Origin of the sequence: Winogradskyella costae (assembly GCF_013403865.1) — a bacterium.
GTDB classification, from domain to species: Bacteria; Bacteroidota; Bacteroidia; order Flavobacteriales; family Flavobacteriaceae; genus Winogradskyella; species Winogradskyella costae.
Window position 1 is genome coordinate 737,581 of sequence record NZ_JABFDK010000001.1, and the last position, 24,254, is coordinate 761,834.

General features: G+C 33.4%; 16 protein-coding genes. 7 read left to right on the top strand and 9 right to left on the bottom strand.

Annotated features, from left to right (window positions below; translation table 11 throughout):
* Positions 1–2 precede the first annotated feature (2 nt).
* The 3 genes from HM986_RS03095 to HM986_RS03105 all read left to right on the top strand — a co-directional run bounded on the left by HM986_RS03095 (position 3) and on the right by HM986_RS03105 (position 4,490).
* The gene (locus HM986_RS03095) at positions 3–2,723 is read left to right on the top strand and encodes a M56 family metallopeptidase (RefSeq protein ID WP_179333607.1); all 2,721 of its coding nucleotides are present in this window, start codon (positions 3–5) and stop codon (positions 2,721–2,723) included.
* A gap of 154 nt (positions 2,724–2,877) precedes the next feature.
* Positions 2,878–3,978, top strand: coding sequence for a DUF4407 domain-containing protein (locus HM986_RS03100; RefSeq protein WP_179333608.1), 1,101 nt, complete (start codon positions 2,878–2,880; stop codon positions 3,976–3,978).
* A gap of 44 nt (positions 3,979–4,022) precedes the next feature.
* A complete protein-coding gene (locus HM986_RS03105) occupies positions 4,023–4,490 on the top strand; it encodes a YybH family protein (RefSeq protein WP_179333609.1) in 468 nt (155 codons plus the stop codon).
* Between the two features lie 114 nt (positions 4,491–4,604).
* Here the strand turns inward: HM986_RS03105 and HM986_RS03110 are convergent, their stop codons facing one another.
* The 5 genes from HM986_RS03110 to HM986_RS03130 all read right to left on the bottom strand — a co-directional run bounded on the left by HM986_RS03110 (position 4,605) and on the right by HM986_RS03130 (position 8,653).
* Positions 4,605–4,919: an STAS domain-containing protein gene (locus tag HM986_RS03110; protein WP_179333610.1), complete on the bottom strand. Its 315-nt coding sequence runs from the start codon at positions 4,917–4,919 to the stop codon at positions 4,605–4,607.
* A gap of 401 nt (positions 4,920–5,320) precedes the next feature.
* Positions 5,321–5,896 carry a PhnA domain-containing protein gene (locus tag HM986_RS03115; protein ID WP_179333611.1) on the bottom strand — a complete coding sequence of 192 codons (576 nt, stop codon included), beginning with the start codon at positions 5,894–5,896 and terminating at the stop codon, positions 5,321–5,323.
* A gap of 85 nt (positions 5,897–5,981) precedes the next feature.
* Positions 5,982–6,950 (bottom strand): type I phosphomannose isomerase catalytic subunit, encoded by a 969-nt coding sequence (locus HM986_RS03120; protein WP_179333612.1) that lies wholly within the window; start codon positions 6,948–6,950, stop codon positions 5,982–5,984.
* A 17-nt stretch (positions 6,951–6,967) separates the two neighbouring features.
* Positions 6,968–7,450 carry a glycosyltransferase family 2 protein gene (locus HM986_RS03125; RefSeq protein ID WP_179333613.1) on the bottom strand — a complete coding sequence of 161 codons (483 nt, stop codon included), beginning with the start codon at positions 7,448–7,450 and terminating at the stop codon, positions 6,968–6,970.
* A 21-nt stretch (positions 7,451–7,471) separates the two neighbouring features.
* Positions 7,472–8,653, bottom strand: coding sequence for a response regulator (locus HM986_RS03130; RefSeq protein WP_179333614.1), 1,182 nt, complete (start codon positions 8,651–8,653; stop codon positions 7,472–7,474).
* A gap of 183 nt (positions 8,654–8,836) precedes the next feature.
* Here HM986_RS03130 and HM986_RS03135 point away from each other — a divergent pair, with 183 nt between their 5' ends.
* The 3 genes from HM986_RS03135 to HM986_RS03145 are packed head-to-tail and all read left to right on the top strand — an operon-like array spanning position 8,837 to position 14,672.
* Positions 8,837–11,926, top strand: coding sequence for a hypothetical protein (locus tag HM986_RS03135; protein ID WP_179333615.1), 3,090 nt, complete (start codon positions 8,837–8,839; stop codon positions 11,924–11,926).
* Positions 11,926–13,140, top strand: coding sequence for a hypothetical protein (locus tag HM986_RS03140; protein WP_179333616.1), 1,215 nt, complete (start codon positions 11,926–11,928; stop codon positions 13,138–13,140). The genes HM986_RS03135 and HM986_RS03140 overlap by 1 nt, the downstream gene beginning before the upstream one ends.
* Positions 13,137–14,672 (top strand): cellulase family glycosylhydrolase, encoded by a 1,536-nt coding sequence (locus HM986_RS03145; RefSeq protein WP_179333617.1) that lies wholly within the window; start codon positions 13,137–13,139, stop codon positions 14,670–14,672. Before HM986_RS03140 ends, HM986_RS03145 begins: the two co-directional genes overlap by 4 nt.
* Here HM986_RS03145 and HM986_RS03150 read toward each other — a convergent pair.
* The gene (locus HM986_RS03150; protein ID WP_179333618.1) at positions 14,641–15,867 is read right to left on the bottom strand and encodes a glycosyltransferase; all 1,227 of its coding nucleotides are present in this window, start codon (positions 15,865–15,867) and stop codon (positions 14,641–14,643) included. The two genes, HM986_RS03145 and HM986_RS03150, sit on opposite strands and share 32 nt — an antisense overlap.
* A 109-nt stretch (positions 15,868–15,976) precedes the next feature.
* Entirely contained in the window at positions 15,977–17,239 is a 1,263-nt protein-coding gene (locus HM986_RS03155) for an oligosaccharide flippase family protein (protein ID WP_179333619.1), read from the bottom strand.
* A gap of 148 nt (positions 17,240–17,387) precedes the next feature.
* Here HM986_RS03155 and HM986_RS03160 point away from each other — a divergent pair, with 148 nt between their 5' ends.
* Positions 17,388–19,430 carry a tetratricopeptide repeat protein gene (locus HM986_RS03160; protein WP_179333620.1) on the top strand — a complete coding sequence of 681 codons (2,043 nt, stop codon included), beginning with the start codon at positions 17,388–17,390 and terminating at the stop codon, positions 19,428–19,430.
* A gap of 153 nt (positions 19,431–19,583) precedes the next feature.
* Here the strand turns inward: HM986_RS03160 and HM986_RS03165 are convergent, their stop codons facing one another.
* Together HM986_RS03165 and HM986_RS03170 are read right to left on the bottom strand one after the other, a co-directional pair.
* On the bottom strand, positions 19,584–21,071 hold the full coding sequence (locus tag HM986_RS03165) for a TIR domain-containing protein (protein ID WP_179333621.1): 1,488 nt from the start codon (positions 21,069–21,071) through the stop codon (positions 19,584–19,586).
* A gap of 311 nt (positions 21,072–21,382) precedes the next feature.
* A complete protein-coding gene (locus tag HM986_RS03170) occupies positions 21,383–23,983 on the bottom strand; it encodes a T9SS type A sorting domain-containing protein (RefSeq protein ID WP_179333622.1) in 2,601 nt (866 codons plus the stop codon).
* Positions 23,984–24,254: the final 271 nt, after the last annotated feature.

A 24,254-nucleotide genomic window follows, 5' to 3' on the forward strand; every position in this document is an offset into this window, starting at 1 on the left:
TTATGGAAACGTACATATTTAAATTTTCGGTTTGCTTAGGTATATTTTGGTTGGTCTACGTTCTTTTTTTAGAACGTCAGAATAGGCATCATTTTAAACGTTTCTATTTATTGGGCGCATTGACTTTAGCTTTAATCATTCCAAAACTAACCATAACCGAATATGTTGAACCTATTGACACCACTTTTGAAACGGCACCAATATTCATGAATATTGATCCTGACTTAATTGAAATCCCGACTGAAGAACCTTCCTTTTTCGATTTAGAAACGACACTTTGGTTCATTTACGGCTTTGGTGTCTTATTATTCACATTACGTTTTGTTATTAATCTATTTAAAATGCAACATCGGATTTCTAAGAATGAAACCGTAAAAAACCAATCTTTCATTTATGTGTTGATGCAGGAAAATCTGATTCCACATTCCTTTTTTAGATATATCTTTCTTAATAAAAACAGATATGAATCTAATCACATTCCAAAAGAAGTATTGTTACATGAAGAAACCCATGCCAAGCAATTACACAGTTTAGATATTATTATTTTAGAAGTATTACAAATTGTATTTTGGTTTCATCCATTAATATACATACTGAAACATCATGTTAAATTAAATCATGAGTTTTTAGCAGACCAAGCCGTTTTAAAGCAAGGTGTAAGCACTAAAACCTATCAAAACATATTATTACAATTTTCATCAAACACTCAAGATTATCAATTCTCGAGTGCCATCAATTATTCATCAATCAAAAAACGATTTACAGTTATGAAAACACAAACCTCAAAAACCAGAGTTTGGCTAAGTACGTTATTAGTATTGCCAATTATTGCGATTCTTTTTTACAGTTTTGCTGAAAAGGAATATGTTGAAAAAGATAATATAGAAACCTCTGAATTATTGCAAGTTCAAAATAACTCCCAATCTGAAGAAGCGACAGAAAAATTAATGCAAGAATATCGTGATTTTATAACGAGATATAAAGAGACCAATACAGTACATTTTAATAAATACGAAAGAGCTATAATTATTTATAATGAACTTATGTCCGAAAAACAAAGAGCATCAGTTGAAAAATTTCCAGAACAACAAGAAAATTCACTCTTAAAGAATCACAATTTTTTAGAGGATTATATGAAATTATCTAAATCTAAAGTTGAACCAAATCAGCCAACTTCTGCTCAATTTGAATCTTGGAAAAACACAAAGGGATTTGCGATATGGTTAGATGGTAAAAATGTACCCAATTCTGAATTGGACAATTACTCCGTAAAGGATATTGTGCATTTCACAGAGTCTAAAGTCTATAAAAATGCACGTACAGCAAAATTTCCTCAACCATTTCAATCTAGTTTATACACAAAAGAAGGCTTTAGAAAAACATACGAAGAGGCAGATTTGACTAAATATAGAAAACTCACAAAAACTTATTCTGAAGCTATTGGAGCATACCTAAAAGGACCTCAGACAGATAATTCTGAACTTAAAATTTTAAAAGCACAAGCCGATAAGATTTATAATTCTTTTACAAAAGAAGAATTAGAAAAGCATAACATTTTAATGGCTCCACCTGTGCCAGCCCAATATACCAATTCTAATAGTCAAGAAAAACCAATTATGGTAATCCTTATTAATAGAAAAGGACAACTATTAGTTGATGACGAATTAGGGTCGCTAAAAAGCATAGAATTAAAACTAAAAACCTTATCGAAGTCCTTTGATGAATCTAACTCAGTTTCCGTCAGAATCGATAAAAGTGATGCTTCAGAAAAGACATTAGAAAACGTAATCGCTTTGGTTAGAAAATATGACTTTAAGATTATTCAAGCTGATGAACCCTTAATAGCACCACCTCCACCTCCTGCAAAACAAACATCTAAAGGAGGCCCCAACCCCGATAACACTCAAAGTATATACAACCCTTCCTTTTTAGAATTTATAATAGAGATGGAAAACGAAGGTGCTTCTTTCTATTTAGATGATGAAGAAATTTCTGCCAAAGAAGCAAAAGCCATTGCAGCAAATAATAAAGGTAAGCGCACAGATATCCTAACACAATTAGACGCTAATGAAAAGTATGTTGTAAAGCTATCTAATCGTAGAAATAATGTATCAACTGATAAAGAAGTAGGCGAAGACAAAGAAATCCAAGAAAAACCAACAGTAAAGGAAGTGACAGAATACAATGCTTGGGCTAAGAAACTAAATAGTACGAAAAAAAAGGCAGACGAAAACCCAAAGGAGTATACTTACCCTATAGTTAAATACAAGGATGTTGAAAAACACAAACGTATTTATAATTCTATGACAACAGAACAGCAGAAAAATACTGAACCATTTCCTAAATTTCCGCCACCTCCTCCTGAAAAACAAAACCAATCATTTACCAAGGGGGAAATCATAGAAGTGGTGGAAGACCCTCAGCTAGAAAAAAAAGAAAGCATCTTACCAATGATTAATGCTAAAACAATTAAAACAGGAAAAATAGCTTTAACAAGAAATGAGATTAAGGATATAATGCTCAGCACTAAAAATGGAAAAGTAACTGAATTTAAGTTTAAAATTCCTGGTCAACCAACGCAACATATAAAGAGTAATGTGCTAGATGCTGAAGCCCTAAAACATCTTGAAAGTGCAAAAAAAGATGATCAGCTTGTTCTGTTTGCGGTCAAAGATGGTTCTAACTCAGAGATAGCACCTATAGTTATTACTGTCACAGATTAAATATAATTACAGTACCCCTAATTTTTAAATTTTCATGACTAAAGCCTCTTAATTGAGGCTTTTTTCATCTAAACATGTAACAAAAAGTATGTTTTAGCGTTCTAATAGTCAATCAATCAGCCTAAATTTTAGGTCAATCAAAAAACAAACACTTATGTTAAAGCAATTCTTTATCCTTTGCTCTGGCGCTGACACCGACATTTTAAACGACTGCTCCATTGGCGAACAGAACAAATATGCTGGTATTGGAGCTACCGTTTTCTTTACCGCTGTTATGGCAACCATTGCAGCTAGTTATGCACTTTTTACCGTATTTGACAATCTCTATACTTCAATTTTATTTGGACTCATTTGGGGTTTACTCATTTTTAATCTCGATCGCTATATTGTATCAACGATTAAAAAACGCGACAATATTTTAGATGAAATCCTTCAAGCGACTCCACGACTCTTTTTAGCGTTAATTATTGCTGTAGTCATTTCAAAGCCTTTAGAATTAAAGATTTTTGAAAAAGAAATTAATCAAGTTTTATTAGAACAAAAAAATGATTTAACCTTAGCGAATCAGAATCAAATCGCTGAACAGTTTAGCCCTAAAATTGCTGCGCTTGACAATGAAATTTCAGGCTTAAATGCTCAAGTTGATACCAAAGAAGCGGAAGTCAATGGTTTATATGATACTTATATTTCAGAAGCTGAAGGCACAGCGGGCTCTAAACTCTTAGGCAAAGGTCCTGTGTATAAGGAAAAGCGCGACAAACATGATGCTGGATTAGCCGAGTTACAAGAATTAAAATCTGATACTCAAACTAAAATCGAAGCGCTTGAAACTCAAATAGCAACACTTCAAGACGATTATGCTGCTAACGTTGAAACCACACAACCTATTATTGATAATTTTGATGGCTTAATGGCTCGCATTACCGCTTTGGGTGAATTACCGTGGCTACCATCTTTCTTTATTTTTCTATTGTTTTTAGCGATTGAAACCTCACCAATCATAGCCAAACTATTAGCTCCCAAAGGTGAATTCGATTACAAACTACAAGATCAAGAAAGTACCATTCAAACCTGGACCATGCAAAAGGTTGCTGAACGTCAACTCCTTTTAAAAACCGATAATGAAATTAACAATAAAGTCTACACTGAAATCGCGGATGAAGAAGACGTGATGAACTATAAGCGAAAGCAGGCAAGAATTCTTATGCAAAATCAAGCCGATGCGTTTTTAAAACAACAAAAAGGTATACTTTAGAAAATTAGTTGTTATTTTTAAATGATAAATAACAACCAATTCTTATGAAATATATTCTCGTCTTTGCCATAGCCTTATCGTGTTTTAGCTGTATTAGTATTAAGGCAGACGTTACCACAGAAACAACGCACAAAAGCGAATCTAACGAACTTGCTGAAGCAGGCATACGCTTAGTAATGGAAGCACAAGAGATTGCGTGGAATAATCATGATTTAGAAGGTTTTATGCAAGGCTACTGGAAAAGCGATTCGCTTAAATTTTATGGTAGCAATGGACTTACTAAAGGCTGGCATCAAACCTTAGCTAATTACAAGAAAGGCTATCCGACAAAAGCAGAAAGTGGCACCTTAAAATTTGTGATTAATGATATTTCAAAAATTGAAGGTGATAATTATTGGGTAATGGGTGAATACCATCTAAAACGTGAAGTTGGAAATGCCAATGGTGTTTTTATGATAATTTTCAAAAAAATAAATGGTGAATGGAAAATAGTCGCTGATATGTCTTGTTAAAATTGAATTCGTCAAAATAATAAAAAAAAAACGCATCCAAAATAGCCAAGTGTAACACAGAATTTTGTAAACCATTTTCTCTTCTTTCTATGTTATGATAGAAATTTCTATCGTTTAGGCCGCAACAATTTCAAGGGAATCAACCATGGTCTGTTTTGATTCTTCAGATTTAAAATGCTCGTATAACTCTTTGCACCCAAAACCGATAATAGATAATTGTTTTGATTTTGTAATCGATTCATTATGCAATTTTGCTAATGCCATAACACCTGCTCTATCGATATTATTTACTTGCTCGATATCTAGTAGAATACTATCAAGTTTATCAAATACATTTGAAAAATGAGCATTGAACGTTTTTAAATTCAATTTATTTAAAGCTCCTTTAATCTGAAAACGATTGTTGTAGTTTGTAATCTGTAAGTCCATAATAAATAATGTTTAAGTGTTCATACTAATTGAGGCTATTAATCAGTATACTTTGTGCTATTATTTAGAGGGATGACCACAATATCAGACATTTATGCGTTTATTTTGAGATATATTCGACAAAGCGCTAATTTGCTTAGATAACTTGAAATACTTTGTTTATTCTTTCGACTAACAACACGTTTTAAAACTATTGATTTGTAGGAAAAATAAAACCTGAATCAATTAAGAATCAGGTCTTTGAAATATTATATATTATTAACTCAATGTTGATACTTATGTTCTAAAATTGATGCTTTCTATATGGTGTGGTTAATTGATTATAGTGGTCTTTTTTCAAAACTACATTCACAATCGTTACACCGTGCAAATTAAAATTAGAAACATACGTTGTAAGTAAATTATAATTTCTTTACAAACTTGGTAATAATTACGGTTAGAGTAGGTCCAACTTTCCCTTCAATATATTCCGCATTATCACGATCTAGTCTAATATTTCTAACAGCAACGCCTTGTTTGGCAACCATACTAGAACCCTTAACTTTTAAATCCTTTATTAAAACAACAGAATCCCCATTCTCTAAAATAACACCATTAACATCACGATGAATTACTTTATCTGCTTCAGGTTCACCATCACCAGATGCTTTGGCAAGTTCTAACGTATCTTCTTCCATGTACATCATTCCTAATAAATCACGCGTCCAGTCAGCTTTAATTCGGTTTAGCATTCTCCAAGCCATTATTTTCACAGCATCATGCTCACTCCACATACTATCATTAAGACACCTCCAATGGTTATCATCAATAGCATCTGCATCATTCATTTGTTCTATGCACGTTTTCGATGCATACAATGCTGTTTTTAACCCATTCTCTTGTACATCTGGAACGATATAAACAGATAAGTTTTCTTCACTTCCACTAAGCTCACATTTTGAGCCACTTCGTTGTTGTAGTTCTCTTTCTAATGACATAATAAATATTGTATTCTGCAAATGTATAATTATTATGATATTCTAATCTGTTTTTTAAGCAAACCTTTACGATCATAGCTTCAGACTACACAATAAACACTTCTAAAAGTTTGGCGTAATCTGAAGTAAAACGGACATCTGTGGTACTTGCAGGAATTAAAATGGTTTCTCCCATTTTAAGCTGTTCGGTATAGTTCGCTACAGAGACCTTAGCGCTGCCTTCAACACACATAAAAATCACAAAACTATCTCGATCTTCATATGTTCTCTCCATAAGAGTTTTAACTTCAAAAATATTAGTGGTAAAGTAGTCGCATTCAACAAGATTACTAGTCGTATTGGATTTTAATTTATAACTGCTTTTTCCATTTGAAGCAAAAGATTTCGTTGCCTTTTCAGCCAATTCTGTATGTAATTCTCTTTTAACTCCATTAGTATCTTCGCGGTCCCAATCATAAACACGATATGTAATATCACTTGTTTGTTGAATTTCGGCCGCTAAAACACCAGCACCAATAGCATGAATTTTTCCTGAAGGAATAAAATAACTATCTCCCTGTTTTACTTTTTCAGTATTAAAGATAGCATCTACATTTAAAGCATTAATATCTGCCAGCACCTTTTTCTCTATAGTTTCATTCTTTAAACCCAAAATAATTTCAGCATCATCATCGCTATCCATGATATACCACATTTCTGTTTTCCCAAAAGAATTATGATATATTTTAGCCATCGCATCATCTGGATGCACTTGTACTGATAAATTGGTTTTAGCATCTAAAAACTTTATGAGTAATGGAAAATTTTCTCCAAAAGTTGCGATATTAGAAGCTCCCAAAAAATCACTTTTATACGTCTTTATTAAGTCGTTTAATTTTTGTCCTTTGTAGATTCCATTTGCAACAACAGAAATATTATCGTCCACTCCAGAAATTTCCCAACTTTCTCCAACAGATTTTGAATTAGAATTTTTATTAAGAAGTGTCGCTAATTTTTCTCCTCCCCAAATTTTTTCTTTAAGAATAGGTTCGAATTTTATAGGATAAGCTTTCATATGTTTATTTAGTCAATTTATAAGTTAAAAGCTGAGGTTATCTGAGGGTGGATATAATTTAAATAGTCCAAAACAGAAAAGACCCTTTTAAATAGGGTTTTCTTTACCTCTTGAGTTTTTATTTTATGCAAATTAAAATCTATAATTTTATCTTTATGATGACAAAAACTTTCAATTAAAGCATTTAATTCCACACCCTGATCTTTAACTGCAGTTGTGTTTAAAAAGCCAATATGTTTTAAATTAAACTCATTAAACATATATCGTGCTCCGGCTCTATTTGCTGCTGTTTCTGAAATATTTCTTTTTATTTCTATAAGAGAAACATTAGTTGCACAAGCATCTTTTATATCTTCTAATAATGATAAAGTGGCATCTTTACTTTCGTTGTCCACGAAACAGAATTCAATATGTTCTGATGCCTTAATTTGATTTATAAAAAACAACGTATCGATATCCGCCTCATTATTATGAAATATGATGATAATTCCAATTTTCATTAGTCTTTATTGTTCGTTTATTTAGGCCACCTTTAAGCTTCTAATTGTTTTTAAATTTGATTTTTTAGATCTATAGACCCAAGCAATTTGTGCTAATTGACCAACAATTTTCACGGAATCTTTCATAGATAATTTAGAACCATCAGCATGAATCCAACGTTTTAAAGGCTGCTCACAAAGCATTGCTTTTGCTTTTTTAAGTCCGAAATGGATGGTCATTCTCTTAAAGATTTCTACATCAAAAATCCACTGCGTTACGAATTTTTCAGAGAAAGCGATATCAATAACGTCTTTGCTGAAAATTTTAGCACCACATTGTGTGTCTTTAAAATCCATTTTTAAGATTTTTCTAATAATAAAGTTGATTGTTAAACTGATTATTTTTCTAGCCGATTCTTTAGTGATGTTTGCCCCCATTCTAGAGATACGAGAGCCACTCACAATTTTAAAATCTGAGTTTTCAATCGTCTTTACCAAATCATCAAAATCAGATAAATCTGTCGACAAATCAGCATCTAAGAATCCGATATAATCTAAATCATCCTTTTTGGCCATATGAAGCATTCCTAAACGAACAGCTTCTGCTTTGCCTCCATTCTTTTCACAATCGTAAACCGTAATAAAATCTTCTCTTCCTTTTTGTAATTCATGGAGCACTTCTAAGGTTTTATCTTTACTACCATCATTAACAAAACACAAATGATACCCTGAGTTTTCATCAACAAAATTTAAAAACTCATCACTTAACAAACGCTCTTCTTCGTCATAACAAGGAATAACAACTCCAACACAACGTTGTTGAATCATCACATTGCTTTTAGAATGAATTGCATTATCGATTTGTGGTACACCTATTAATCGTTTTACTCTTGCGCAGATTTCGTTAAGGCTTAATGGCTTTTTCATATAATCATTAATTCCTAGTTCAAAAGCTTCAGTAATAGTATCATCTTTAGTGTTACCAGATAATATCATTATTGGGGTATCAGAATTTTTAGTGTTTCTAATATGTTTTACAACATCTAAACCTGAAACACCTGGCATATTTATATCTACAATAACTAAGTCTGGACTAAATGAGTCGTATAATTCTAATCCTTTTGACGCATCAGTTTCTATCTTCACTTCGTATCCCAACTCTAATAATCTTTTCTCAAGCGGAAGTAATACTAACTGTTGATCATCTATGGCTAAAACTTTCATAATAATTGTTTTTATTTGTTATTTACAGTACAAAAGTACCTGAGATGACGTCTTTATTTTTTTAATTTAGCCTAAGCCATAGATAAGTGTAGACGAATGGCAGATTACTATAGATAATTAAAAAACGAACCCCTATTTAAATTACATATCTTTACGGTATTGATAGTCCTGTCAAGGTTTTACATGAAAAACACATCAAACAAATATTTAATTGCAGCGTTACTTATAGGTATCGCATTTCATGGTACGTCTATATTTTTCACATTAGAAACTACATATGATGCCTTAATACATTTGTTTTTTGCAGATCACTATGCGACGAGCTGGTTTGAACCGTGGAACTATAAATGGTACACTGGTTTTACCGTAATGAGTTATCCTCCCTTGGTCCATCAATCTATTGCTGCGCTATCTTTAATTGGTGGTTTAAAGTTTGGGATGTTTACCGTAGCCTTACTCGCTATCGTTTTATTTATAACTGGTGTTTATCGCTTTTCGTTATTAATCACCTCTAATAGAACAGCTGCTGGTTATGCAGCATTACTTGCTGTGTTTTCTTCATCTTTTGTTGAAACGCTCCACGTGTTTGGTCAGCTTCCTAGTATCATTGGCATATCTGTATTAATGCATGCTTTACCTGAAATTTATTTGTGGTTAAAAACAGGTAAATGGCGCTATTTAGCCACCTCATTGTCCTTGATTGCAGTTACCGTAACATCACATCATGTAACCCCTATATTCGGTATGATATTCTTTATCTTCCCGTTAATAGGCATGGTGATTATGGATCATTCTAGAGACCAAGTAGATTCTGTAAAAGCCATCACGTTTAAAGTCTTTTTAAATAGTTTCTTTAAACTCTTTAAACGCATTATTAGTTTCGGAATGTTGTCTTTAGTCATCATTATTGGTTGTATTCTACCGTATTGGATTAACTCTAAAAACAATCCAATAACACAAGTCCCAATTCCACATGGCTCGAGAGATAATTTTTTAGAAATCACCTCTTCCGGATTGGTTTTCTTTTTAATTCCCTGGGGCATTTTACTCATATTATTACCGTACATTTTCTACAGATATTATACCAAACGCTATTTGTTTTTTGGCTTATCGATGACTATCCTTGTCATTTTAGGTACTGGTGGAACCACTCCCATTCCGAGAGTATTACTTGGCGAAACGGCTTTTAATATTTTAACCTTAGACCGGTTTACACTTTGGGCTTCTATTATGTCGCTGCCTTTATTTGGTGAGTTTACCTACCGGTTTGTTGAAGGAGATCTAAAAACCTTAATTCAAGATAAGTTTGGTGCTATTTACCATCGGTTAATTGGTGGACTTTTAGCTGGACTCTTTTTATTCATGACGATTTTCACCATGAGTCTCAGCTATTTTAAACCCTCGCAACCACAACGTATCGAGATGCTTCCCATTGTTAACTTCTTAAATCAAGACAACCACGACCAATGGAGATATATGACCTTGGGCTTTGGCGATCAAATGGCTTGGCTATCGGCACAAACCAATGCCATGTCTGTAGATGGAAACTACCATTCGGCAAGACGACTACCAGAATTAACCACAAGACCAATTGAGCGTTTAGAAAACTCGAAATTTAAAGGAGTTGAAGGGATTGGTTCATTACAACAATTTTTAACCACACCAGAGAAATATAACTTTAAGTATATCTTCTCTAACGATAAATTCTACGATCCCATTTTATATTTCTGCGGTTGGCAACGCTTACGACAACTCGAAAACGGTATAATGGTTTGGGAAAAACTAAACGTTCCACCTTTATCAACCATATTGCCCAAAGACGATGTGGCTACATGGCAAAAAATCCTCTGGGGAATTACACCATTTCTAACGGTTTTAATCGCTTTTGTCCTAAACATACAAATGCTTTGGATTAGACTTCTAAAAACGAAGGCTAAAAAACTTCCGGCGTATCTTAAGTTTCAAAATGATTACTCAAAATTTTCTAGTAGTGTTTTAAAAATCACACATATTTGGTCTTTCATTCTTGCCTTAATTGTATGTTATGGCACTTATATATTTTACATAAAAAATGAATCGCATTATTCACCAGAAAATGCCATACTTGCTTATTACGATGCTTTAGATTTTAAAGAATTTGAAACTGCACACAGCCTGATCAATCCTAATAGCGATATGCCCATAGCGCAGTATATGCTAGAAATATCGGTTACTGATGGTTTATTAAGTTCGTATGCAAAATTAGATGCCATTACCACAGAAATGTTAAGCAGAACTGATAGCCTAGCCAGCTTAAAAGTCTTTACAGATTGGATTACACCACTTGAAAAAATTAAACGTGTCGATTATAAAACTTTAGTCAAGCTAAATAACAAATGGTACATTCAACCCGAGGATATTGATTTAGATTTACCACCAGACCAATTGTATTCTAGTAATTCTACAAATTATTTTAATCAAGGGAGACGACGCATCACCACAGAAGAAACACATCACGAAGACATTTTAAAGCAACCCGTTTTAGAAATCTTAAAAGCTAAACTCGTTAAATTTGAAAATCATTATGCAATCATTGGTGAAATTCAGAATATAGACAATGTTCCAGCAGATGTGGTCTTAAAGGGCACCTTGTATAATGATGACAACAAATTTTTAGCCACTTACAATGCGAAATATCACGTTAATCATAAGTTGATGCCAAAAGAAGTCAGTTCATTTCGAATTAATTTTGAAGGTATCGCCTGGTCTAAAACACAAGATTCTATTCCAAAGACCTTTAATCCAGATGAGTTTACTCCAATTGAGTTAGAAGAACAACCGACGAAATTTAACCTACAAGTCGCTGGGAATGTTTCAGGGTCTGATTTATTTAAAAATACCACCATTACGATTTCGGAAATTGATGACACTCATATGTCCGGAACCTTGTTTAATACTGGTATTGAAGAAGTCACGATTCCGCAATTATTAATGTCGTATTATGATGCCGACAAAAATTTAGTTTGGGTCGATCACCTATTTGTAAAAGAAGGTATTAGGCAACAGCGTTCACAGACTTTTGATTTTCCCTTATTAACCAATGAAACCGTTCGAGTTATTAATACAGATATGAGTAACTGTTTTGTCAATGGCTTACCTAATTCTAATATTGCGAATAAAATCGTCCCGAATCGAATCCGCAATCATAATAATGACGAATTTCAGAACATAGATCATCCTATTTATAAATTTATAAAACTAGAAATCAATACTTATATCGGAAGCCCTAATTAATGTCTTTTAAGAACCTATACATATCGCTAATTTCTCTATTATTGTTAACTTCTACAGTAGTTTTTAACACTCGAAATAGCGATAGCACATACACGCTACTTACTATTAAAAGTGAATCTATCGCTGGTGAATCTATCTCATTAAAATTTGCCTTTACAGGCGACTCAGAAGTTTTATTATATGGTTCTAACAGTTACGGCTCTATTTTATTAGAACCTGAGGTTAATGATAAGGAACTCATATTTATATTACCTGAGGTTATGTCTAACAAATCGGGTGTGTTCAACTGGAAATTACAAACGACATCTCATCCAATTTCTGGGCACATAACCATTCAACCAAAATCAGAAATTAAAGCTATAGAAAGTTATTTAGGTCCACCAAGTATTGAAGCTGGTGGTACGGATTATACTATGCTCGTCGTTATTCCAACCGATGATTTAGACAATCCTTTAGCAGATAGTACCAGCGTTACGATTAAACATCAATTTTTAACGAATGCCTATGCTTCAGATGTTAGTACAGAACACGGTTTTGCTTTTAAAAATATAAATTCTGAAACAAAAAAAGGAAGAATACTGATCAGTTCGGAATGTTTAGACCTCAACTCAAAAGAATTTGATGTTAATGTGTTGCCCGCTATTCCTACGGATTTTAAAATCGCTTCGGAACGCATTCACAATTACGCAGATGGCAATCAGATAACGACTTTTAAAACATCCTTAATAAAAGATCGCTATGATAATACTGTAAGCGATGGGACATTTGTCACTTTTTTTATTACCAATAAGGCAGGATACAAATCAAAAACATCTGGTACAACTATTAATGGTATCGCAAGAGCAAAACTATTGCATCCCGATTTTGAAGACCAATGGAATATAAAAGCTTATGTTGAAGGTATGGCGAATAGTAATACTATTGTTTTAAATTACAAACAAGCCATTTCAGATTTTGAAGTCGCTTTTTCTGAAGATAACAGAACCGTAACGCTTGGACCTATACAGAGTTTTATGAGTCAACGTGTGCCAGATGGCTTAACGGTAAAGTTATCTATTTTCAAAGATGGTATGTTAATACACCAACTCATAAAAGATACGTTTAATGGTATGGCTGAATTTTATTTAGATAACGATCGTTACCCAAAAGGGGTGTATGACGTTGAGCTTAAAACTGCTGGCATTGTTAAATCTTACAAATCAATTAATCTATGAGTAAGATTAACAAAAACATATTAAGAGGCGCACTTTTGGTATCCTATGTTTTAATAATAGCATTGGTTATTTATGCTTTTGGTGCGATTTATAGTTATCTTAATACAGGTGCTGATCGCAGCAAAATGCTACATACTGAAGTTAAACAAATCGATCAATATCTTCCTGAAATTACATGGCAACCTTTAACCAATGAAGGCCGACCTATGGATGCCCAAACCTTAACAGCCATAGAAAATGATTATCTAGATGGTTGGTTTGTAAGACACGTGGCTTATAAAACCAATACGACTATTGGTATTGGTGATTATTATACTGAAAGTGCACGACAAAATCTATTTAATATTATCGCGCTTAATAGCGAAAATAAAACAACTGTTATTGGCACCACATTAGAACATCACCCGACTTTAGAGTTTTTTAGTGAAGACGGCCAACTTGCTGTGCTCACAGACAATGACGTTGTTGAATATAAGAGGTTATTTAAAGACAATCAACTGATCACTGAGATTACAGAAAAATCAAGTTATAAAATCACACTTTTATTAGAAGATGGGTTTTGGCGCGTACGTCATATGGTAAAAATAAAGTCGGAACCATATACCGCACAGGTAACGCAGCCCGTTAGCACGACCACAATAAACGGTATTAATTACTATCCACAAGCCACACCTTGGGCTATGTTTGGCGATCATTTTGACGCAGATATTATAGCTTCGGATTTTGAGTTGATACAATCAACCGGACTTAATAGTATTCGGTTATTTGTGCCTTATGAAGATTTTGGAAAATCGGATATTGACCAAAACAAACTAGACCAACTCATCACAATTTTAGATCTTGCAGAAAGTGCTAATCTGAAAGTTATGGTGACGCTTTTTGATTTCTACGGCGATTATTCTGTACTCAATTGGACACTTACGCAACGTCATGCCAAAACCATTATACAAGCTTTAAAAGACCATAAGGCACTGGCAGTTTGGGACATTAAAAATGAACCGAATTTAGATTTTGAATCACGTGGTACATCTTTAGTTACCGCTTGGCTAGCGCATATGATTGATTTTGTAAAAGCGCAAGATCCTAATCATGCCGTTACGATAGGATGGTCTAATGCTGAAAGCGCAACCCTTCTAAAAGACAAGCTAGATTTGGTATCTTTTCACTATTACGAAGATTTAGAGGCGCTTGATGCCACTTTTGAAACTTTAAAAAGTAACATTACCGATAAACCAATCGTCATTACTGAATATGGAATGTCGTCTTATCATGGTTTCTGGAATCCTTTTGGTAATTCGGAAGAAGGCCAAGCCGAATATCATAAAACAATACAATCTATATTTTCTGAACATGATATTCAATTTATGTCGTGGACACTTTACGACTTTGGTAAAATACCAAAAGAAGTCGTAGGGAGACTTCCTTGGCGCCAAAATGCTCAAAAGCACTTTGGATTTATAGATGAAAATGGAATTAGAAAACCTTCTTTTTTATTTATTGCTAATAAGAAACCTTCTGCGCAGCAGCATTAACATTAGGGAATGTTATGCGTTTTTCATCTATGATATCTTGAAAATGCTCTAAATACATATCTGTAATTTGAGACATTGGATGCGCTGTTGCAGCATCGTAATTAATTTTAGAAAGCTTAACTCTATATGCTTCATCTGTTACTATCGCTTCTATAGCAGAGGCCAAACTTTCAACACTTGTAGGTTCAAAAAACTCGCCTCTATAACCTTCGTCTTTCACTAACAAGGCTAAGTCACCTAAATCTGGCATCACTACTGCTTTTCCATAACTTCCGGCTTGGTGCAACACACCCGAGCTTCCTGTTGTAGACGTATAAGGGAAAACAACGACAGCACTTTCGTTAAATAAGGTTGGGACTTCGTGCTCTTCAACATAACCCGTAAAACGTACTTGAGGCACATGTTTATAATCTTCTTCTACTTTAGCTAAATATCCTGGTACATTTGGGTTATCTGTTCCGGCAATAACCACTTCTAAATCTAAACCTGTTTTAGCTCTCACCATTTCAACAGCTTCAATCATACCTTCTACTTTTTTGTAGGTTCCAAATTTTCCGAAGGTCATAATTTGTAATGGCCCTTTTGGCAATCTATAATTTGGTTCTTCTGGTATTTCAAAAGTGCCATGTGGAATTAATTTTACATTAGGTGACAAATATTTTATCTCTAAAATATTCACATACTTTTGCATAGTTACTGCAACGATATCAGCTTTTAAAATAAGCTTTGTCAAACTTGTGCCAATAAATCCGTAGATCTTCTGCATGATTTTATTTGAGGTAAACCCTGCACTTCCTAAATCGACTTCTTCTAAAATATTATGTAGCAACACAATGTTGGGAATCTTTTTCAACTTACACACTAATGGTAACATTAAACCTAAGGCAGCTGCAATCTTTTTGTCACCAAACTTCATAAACTGTAGATTGAATAATACAGCGTCTGGCTTTGTGGTATTGAGGGCTTTTGTTACTGAAAACAAATTTTTGTAGCTATTAAACGACCAGCATTCTTTTATCGTAATCTTACAACCATCTTCCGTAAACTCTATATCCTTTGCTCCTTCAGTTCTATCGGTTAATAAGACTAATTCTGTAACAGCTTCCTTTTGTCTAAATTGCTTTACTAAATGATAAGCATACTCGTTTAAAGTGACTTTACTTGGTGGATATGCAGTTACAATTGCTAGTTTCATAATAATGGTATTTTTAAATGTTTTAATTAATTACACTGCAAATTTGGGATTTTATTCGGCAGATTTTTGAGAGTTTCGATAGGGCGACTTTTAGTGTAGACGAATGGAATTAATCCTTAGATAAAGCTTTTTTCTGCGTCGTTATTTCAAACTTAAAAAACACTAACTGTATGATTAACAACAAAGTCATTGCAACAATTTGCATGTGCACTACTTGTTCTAAACTATCATGAAAAAAGATGACTAATAGCATTTGTAGCATGCCGAAGACACCAGAAATAATCACTGGCACGTATTTATCTAAAGACAAATAATAATACGCGAAGATGTTAGATATAGCGAACATAGACGTGGCGATGGCATATTTCCATAAAAGTGGTGCCATGGCAATGTAGTGTTCACCAAAAAGTATTTTAATTATTAATTCTGGGAAACTTAAACAGGTTAATACAATAATGATAGAGATCACAGCAATGTAACCAACGTACTTAAATAAAACGGAAGCAGTTTCTTTACCTTCTTTTTTCAACTCGACGACAGCTGGCAATAATAACATTACAAACATCCAAGCAATGAAATATACAATACGACCAATTAAGGCTAAGGATGCATATAAACCTGCTTCGTAAGATTCAAAATAATGTTTTACTAATAGTATATCACTGTTGTTAATAATGATCTGAGTCAGCTCGTAGAACGCTGTTAACAAAAAGAAGTTTTTAATTTGTTTGCTATAATCTTGCGTTAGTGGTTTTGTTTTCTTTAGCGTGATGTCTTTCATTTTAAAAGGAAACATTCCAAAAACAAAAGAGATTACAATACCAATAGCAATGACTGCTGATGATTGTATGTTAAATAGAAATATTAAACCAAGGGTGATAATCAGTCTGCTTAACATTTCACCTTGATAGGTTATCGATAAGGATTTATATGCTTTTTTCCCCTGAAAGGCTCCGCGATTTACACTCATTAAAAAGTAAAGTGGTACACCACAACCAAAAATGATAAACATGGTAGACGATGATGTATTGAACAAGGCCATTAATTGCGATGAAAAGACAATAATCGCTAATCCTAATAACAGACCAACAACAAAGGCCTGCTGGTACACTTTAGCTATAAAGTTTGTAAACACAGAATTCTCAAATAATACCGAAAATTTTGCCGTTACCAATTGAAACGTCATGGCCATAAAAGAGAGTACTAATAAAAATGTAATGAGCACTGCAGCATCTGCAAATTGTGCTGGCCCAAGTACACGACCCAATATAAGATTGTATAGATAGTTGCCACCATTGACGGCCAAAACACTGACCATAAAGAGCTGCTCTGGTGTTAATTTTCTAGACTTGATTAGCGTTAATAATTGCATAATTTTTAATGGTTATTCGTTTAAATCTGACGCAAATATCTAGGGTATTTCCATGTATGTTCTTTATATTTCGATGGACGGCAAGTTGCTGTAGGTGAATGGAGGACATATGCTCCGTAACTTGCACTTAGTTAAACAAAGAGAAATTATGACTTTGAAATCACTTATTAATTTAGCCTTATTTTTTATCGTATGTAGTGCGTCGACACAAAACATGCAAGAAGGTTTCACCTATTTAGAAACCGGAAAATACAACCAAGCCGAAACATTTTTTAATACTATATTAAAAGACTACCCTAATAATAAGACGGCACGTTTGTGTTATGGTCGTGCTATTGGACTTAATGGACAACCAGAAGAAGCCTATATTTTATTCACTGACTTACTTGCGGATTACCCAAATGATTTTGAAGTAAAACTAAATTATGGTGAGTCCTTATTATGGAATAGCAACTTTACCGATGCTAAAGTGTATTACCAAGGTTTAGTGAATGAGGACCCAAAGAGTTTTGCTGCGTTATTAGGTTTTGCTAATACACTTTCTAACTTAAAAGAATATGAAGCGGCTTTAACCATGGTGAATAACGCTTTAGAAGTTTCACAAGGCAACCCAAATGCTCTAGTCTCTAAAAAGTATATCTATTTAGGCTATGCGTACCAAAATCAACAAGCTCAGAATTATGATAAGGCTGAACTACTTTTAACCAAAAACCTTGAATTATTTGGTGATGATAAAGACACTTTATTAAACTTAGCAAATCTCTATTTAATATGGAATAAACTCGACAGTGCAAAAATCATGTACAACCGTTTGGCTGAACAACCAGAGCATAAAATTATTGCTTTAAACGGCTTAGCTTTAGTAGAACACTTAAATGGTAAAGAAAATAAAGCTTTAGAATTAAGTACTGAAGCCTATAAGAGTTTAACTGCAACTACAGACAGTAATATTACGCAACAAACCACAGAACGTTATGCTCAAGCTTTAATCTGGAATAAAAAATTTAAAGCGTCCACCACTTTAATAGACACTTTAAATACAGAACACTCCAATGAAAATTGGGCATTGGCTTTACGTGCCACTTTAAACATTTATAAAAGTAATTTTAAAGAAAGTTTAAAGGATTACAATACAATCTTGGCTAACGACAGCACGTCGTTTGATGGCAACTTAGGAAAAGCCAACGTGCTAAAAGCCTTAGGATATTATGATGATGCCTATACCTCAGCTGAAAACACTTTAAAATTTTACGACAACCAAAAGGATGCGGTTAACTTTATCAGTAAATTGGATCATAGCTTTGCTCCCGTTTTAGAATCTAGCGCATCACATACCTATGATAATGGAGATAACAAAGCCTTCGCTTTTTCCAACGCTGTAGAATTTCCTTTATCTACTAAATTTAAACTTTTAGGAAATTACAATTACAGAACTACGAGCAATACTGTAACGGATGTCAGTGCCAATTCTAACAACTTATCCTTAGGCTTAGGTTACCAACTTTTACCAAGTATTACATTTAAGGGCACCGCGGGAATTACCGCTGCAAAAGCGGAAAGTACCGATTACACGCAACTGTTGACTGATATTTCTTTTAATATCAAGTCTTTTAAACGTCAGACCTTAGATATTGGTTACAAACGTCAGGTTGAAAGTTTTAATGCCGAATTACTAGACCAAGAATTGGTACAAAATAACTACTACGCTAACTATAACTTAAGTACTAATTTTAACTTAGGTTGGTTTACACAACTCATGCACACGTCACAAAATGATGGTAACAAAAGAAACTTATTATTTACCTCATTGTATTATAACTTACTGCCAAAACCAGCATTAAAAGTGGGTGTGAATTACCAACACATTACGTTTAAAGAACAAGTACCAACCATCTATTTTAGTCCTGAAAAATTTAATGTGTATGAGGTGTTTATGAATGTGATTAAAAATGAAGACAGCGCAAAACCTAAATCATGGTTTTACAATTTAACGGCGGCTTATGGTTACCAATTTATTGAAGACGATGAAAAGCAAAGCACCTATCGTTTTCAAGGCGCATTTGGGTATAAATTCTCGGAACGTAGTTTATTAAATGTGTATGGCACCCATAGTAATATTGCCTCTGCAACGGCTGCTGGTTTCACATTCACTGAAGTAGGACTACGTTTTAAATGGCAGTTTATGAAGTAGGTTGGTTTTGGGAAACGTTATCGACTATGAATAGTTGCGTAGATTAGCACTAAACTTTTCAAGCACACATCAAACTAAAAATCTTTGAAGATTTTTAAAGATAGATAAGAACAAGTAATTACTTATAAGTAGTGATGTAGAGCGTTCTTAATTTCATTTTTTTTCTTTAGTTCTATGGTCAGAAAGTTTTTCTATTATTATATCTACAATTTCTGTTGCTTGTTTGTCCATGTCTTTTGAAGGGTCAAAACTTAAACCTCCCAATTTTTGAGTTTCATCAAATAAACCTGGATAATTATCGGAATACCAAATTGGAATAATTGAATTTGTTCCAAATCTTTCCTTGAAATTATCTGATTCAAATTTTGTCCAAATCTTTTTTGGATAATCTTTGCTTAATAAAACTACCACGAAGTAAGCTTCAGATTTGTAAATCGGTGCCAAATACTCTTCAACATTTTCTGCTAATATTCTGGATTGTTCGTTTTTATCATAAAATACAGAAATTTCTCTTTCGAGTAGTAAATCATTAATTTTTGAAGCAAAATTCCTATTCTCACCTGCAAAAGATAGAGCGAAGTCATATTTGTTTGAGAAAGCGAGACTAATGTAACCGACTTTTTCTGCAAATTTAGACCAAAGTACATTTCTGAGATAAAACATAAATTTGGGATCTTCAACTGCTAAAACCCTTGAGTTTGTGTCATAGTGAATAACATCCTTTAATTCCTCATTATTCCTTAAAATAGCTTCAAGAAATCCTTTATCAACAATTTGCGTTATACTTAGTTTGTTTTCGGGATATTTAAGATATAAGTCATCAATTTGAATTGCCCATTCATCAGATTGTGAGAGCCAATATAGCAGATGTAAATATGGTGCTCTTCCTTCTCGTCTTAACCTGTTTCCAATTGCAAATTTTCTTGCCTTTGGATAAAATATCCTATCAAAATCTGATAGAACTTTTTCTTTAATAACTTCAATACTAGATTTTAAAACTTTTGTTTTATCACAAGTATCTAAAACTTCAGAGTCTATACAGGTTTCTTTAGATAAGAGCTGTGCTATGTGAAAACTGCCTTTTGCTAATAAAGCAATGTCTTCTTTTGTGCTTATTTTAATGTTTAGAGCCTTTTCACCAAGTTCAATTAAATCTGTTATTTTATTAGGTGGATTTTGTTCAAATTTGATAGTGTCAATTCTATTATTTAAATCGCCAGCTATTTGAACCAAAGAATCACCTGCCTTATTTATACCGATTAAAATCAACTTATCGTTACTTCTTTCTTCATCTGCTAAAACTTTCATATAGTCGGCTATTGATGATTTTAAATCAAATTCTAATAAATGAAAATCATCAATAATTACAGTGCCCATATCTTGAAATTCAGGTAAAAGTCTTATCATCTCAAGGTCGTCTTTTTTTCTTGCAGTAAGAGATGTGATGTTCTTATTAAGGCCTAATTCTTCTATAACTTTTATTACACAAGTAGTTTTGCCAATTCCTGAAGGCCCTTCAACTACTAAGCATCTACCTTTAGTTCTAAGTGAAACTAAAATTGTATTATATTCATTTGGTCTTACGAACGTATGGGTTGGAATTCCGGAAGTCTTAAATACATCCTCTAAATATGCTTTCATAATTTAGTTTTAAATTTTGACTAAGATCAAATTTACAATAATTTTGTCACACAAAATTTTACTCATTAGCTCAAGGAATTTACATGTTCTTCTTATGAGGGGAATGCTCTAAAACAATTAAATGTAATCAATTGTCTATATCCTTCTTATATATGCGGTTTTTTTTAATTGTTTCAAATTCATGTTAAATTCCAATACTAATTTAAATGAAACTTGATTCCTAAATATACCAATAAAAACTAAACCTCCACAAAAAACAAAAGGCAAAAGCTTTCGCTTTTGCCTAATGCAGAACTATTAAATCTTAGGGGTTATTTAATAATTAATTTAAAGGTATCATAGTTAAACTGACTGCTTATAATTCTACAGAAATATAAACCTGAAGTTAAATTTTGTCGTGTTACTTCTATACTGTTTTTTCCTGTGACAGCGCTATAAGATTGCTTATAAACTTGCTTTCCTAACTGATCGTACATTACAAACTGTACGGTTTCAGTTTGGTTTGCAGTAAACTGTATTGTTGTCTGCGTGGTCATTGGATTAGGATAAGCCGTCAGCGTAGCAACATCTTGTTGGTAATCGTTCACCGATAACGCACTAGTTTGTGAGAAACGAAGATTTCTTAAATCTAATACTTTAGATGCTGTTGTGCCATCCTCTGACACCATAGTAAAGACTAAGGTAACCACATCATTTAGGTTGGCTGCATTCATGGTGTTGTTTTGTAAGTCTTCAATATTGATTGTAAACTCTTGCTGGGCGTTGGTCAAAGCCACCGTTGTTTTATACTGCGCTTCCCAATCGGTAATGCTTTCTTTTACAAATGTGATTTCAAGGTTTCCTGTACCACTTGCACTAAATTTAAAACTGTTATAATCGGTAATATCTACAGCCTTAAAGCGTGGTGTTAATGCTCTGTAGACACCAACATAGGTATTGGTTGTCGCATTTAATTCTACATTACGTTCTATCGGGTAATCTGTGTTTTCAAAATCAAAGTCATTGCTCGTCACATTGTATAAGCTAACCTCAGTTCCGATTTGAGAATCATCAACGCCCCAAGGGCCATCAGACATAAATAAATCATCTGGTGTAGCTGTACCATCTCCGATTCTAAAACCGATATCAAAAAGACTTCCGGTATCAACTCTGATGTTGGTAATATAGTTTCCGTTTAAATCGATAGTAGCGTTAAGATTATCAAAACCTTCCGTTTCCGTGTTGCGGTAACCAGCATCTAAAGTCACGCTCTCTGTAGCATTGGTATTAATGATTTGTAAATCTAAACCTCCGTTCGTATAACTTCCTTTTCTTACAAACACAGTTGGTGGTGTTGAGTTGTTGTAACTTTCAATAGGTTTTTGAATGTCTAATAAGTTTAACACTTCTTGTCCTAGCGTATATAAATCATCTATAGTATTAGACCAAATCTGGAAATTATAGAAGGTCACATCGGCTTCGTACTGGTCTAAATTCCAATGGCTCTCTACAGCAAAATTAGCATCGTTATTCACCACTTTGGCAGATAAGCTTAGTACAAATTCATAGGTGCCATCCGCGTTTTTAATTATAGATTTTATAAATTGTTGTTCGTTGATATCTATAGTTGATACTGAAATTAATTCGGCTCCTAACAAACGGTCGCAAATGTATTTGGTATGTTCGTAAACACCGTTTTCTGTTTTTAAAGCTAAAACCGAAGCCACAGCACTATTGTTTTTTAAGTAATCTACCGCGTAAATTTCAGTCGCATTAGTAATACCTACTAAATCTGATGGTGATGCTTCAATAGCTTCATCTTCATTAATACTTGTCAATGGCACAAAATCTTGTAATGTAAAACTAGAATTAGCATTTTTGCTAGCATAAGTAAGGCTTCTTTTTACTTTAGGTGCTGTTGCAGTATTAAATTTATAACCTGTTTTTGCTCTTTTAAAGTTACGTGCATTAATTTGTTCAGACAACCTACTGTTACTTTCTAATCCTCCAGAATTTGAACTTGATATTGATGCTTCAATCACGTCACACATTCCAAAACCAGAACACGAAGGATCTTCACAATCGATAAGTCCATCGCCATCATCATCAATCCCATTATCACAAATTTCTTGTAATACTGGTGCTGTTGGGCAACGTGCTCCATCATTACTAGCACTAGACGGTCCGAAAGCAAATAAATTAGCATCGATAACATTTAGTCCTGTTAAATCTTGAACTGCTTGAATGGCGTAAATAGTTCCTGTTTCGTTAGCTGAAACATAAAAACGACCTTCATTATCAAAGTAAACAGCCCCGTAGGTATACGATAAACCTGATAAGATTGGTACAACACCTAAAGCAGTAACTACACTTGTTTCTGGATTGATACGGTATAAAATATTGCTTGTTTTTTCTATGGCATATAATTGACCATCAACAGCGTTAAATGCCCAATCGTGAATAGTAATACTCTGCGATAAGGTCTCAGTAGATTGGTATTCTGTATAGTTTTCTGATTCTGGATTTAAATCTATTTTATAATAGGTAGCTCCACCTGATTTTAAATAATAAATACCTTCTGAACTTATATCACCGATATAACGATTGTTAGTTGGTAATTCATCGATGTAGTAGGTAGTTGTGCTAAAATCTTTACCAATTCTTACAATCGTTTGAACCGGTGTCTTTAAAGATCCCCAAATAAAACCATCTGCAGGATTGTAAGCCGTAGCATTAATATCTCCAGGTGTGATATCTTCTGCTACTATATAAGAATTACCAGAAGCCAAATCGATCGCATACGCATCATTATATTGAAATAGGTAAGCGTTGTAATCGCAATTAAATGGTGTGTCTTGTGCTTCACTGTTAAAACTAAACACCGTTAAAACGATAAGTAGTAATTGATTTTTAAAAGTGTAAAAAGTTTTCATATTCTGTTTCTTATTAGATTCTGACACAAAATTAAAGGATTAAGCTACCTTAAATTTTATTTTTCGATTGGCACAAACACTAGCACGTTGGTTTACTATTTTCTATCGACGAGTGGTTTTCATACTGCTTTGCTGAAAAAAGAACATAAAAAAAAGAGCAAAGGATTTCTCCTTTGCTCTTAAAACTAAACCAATCAATTAATCATCATTTATTAACCACTTATTTGATGAACATGGGTCAAAATTATAGACTAATCCTTATAGTATTTTA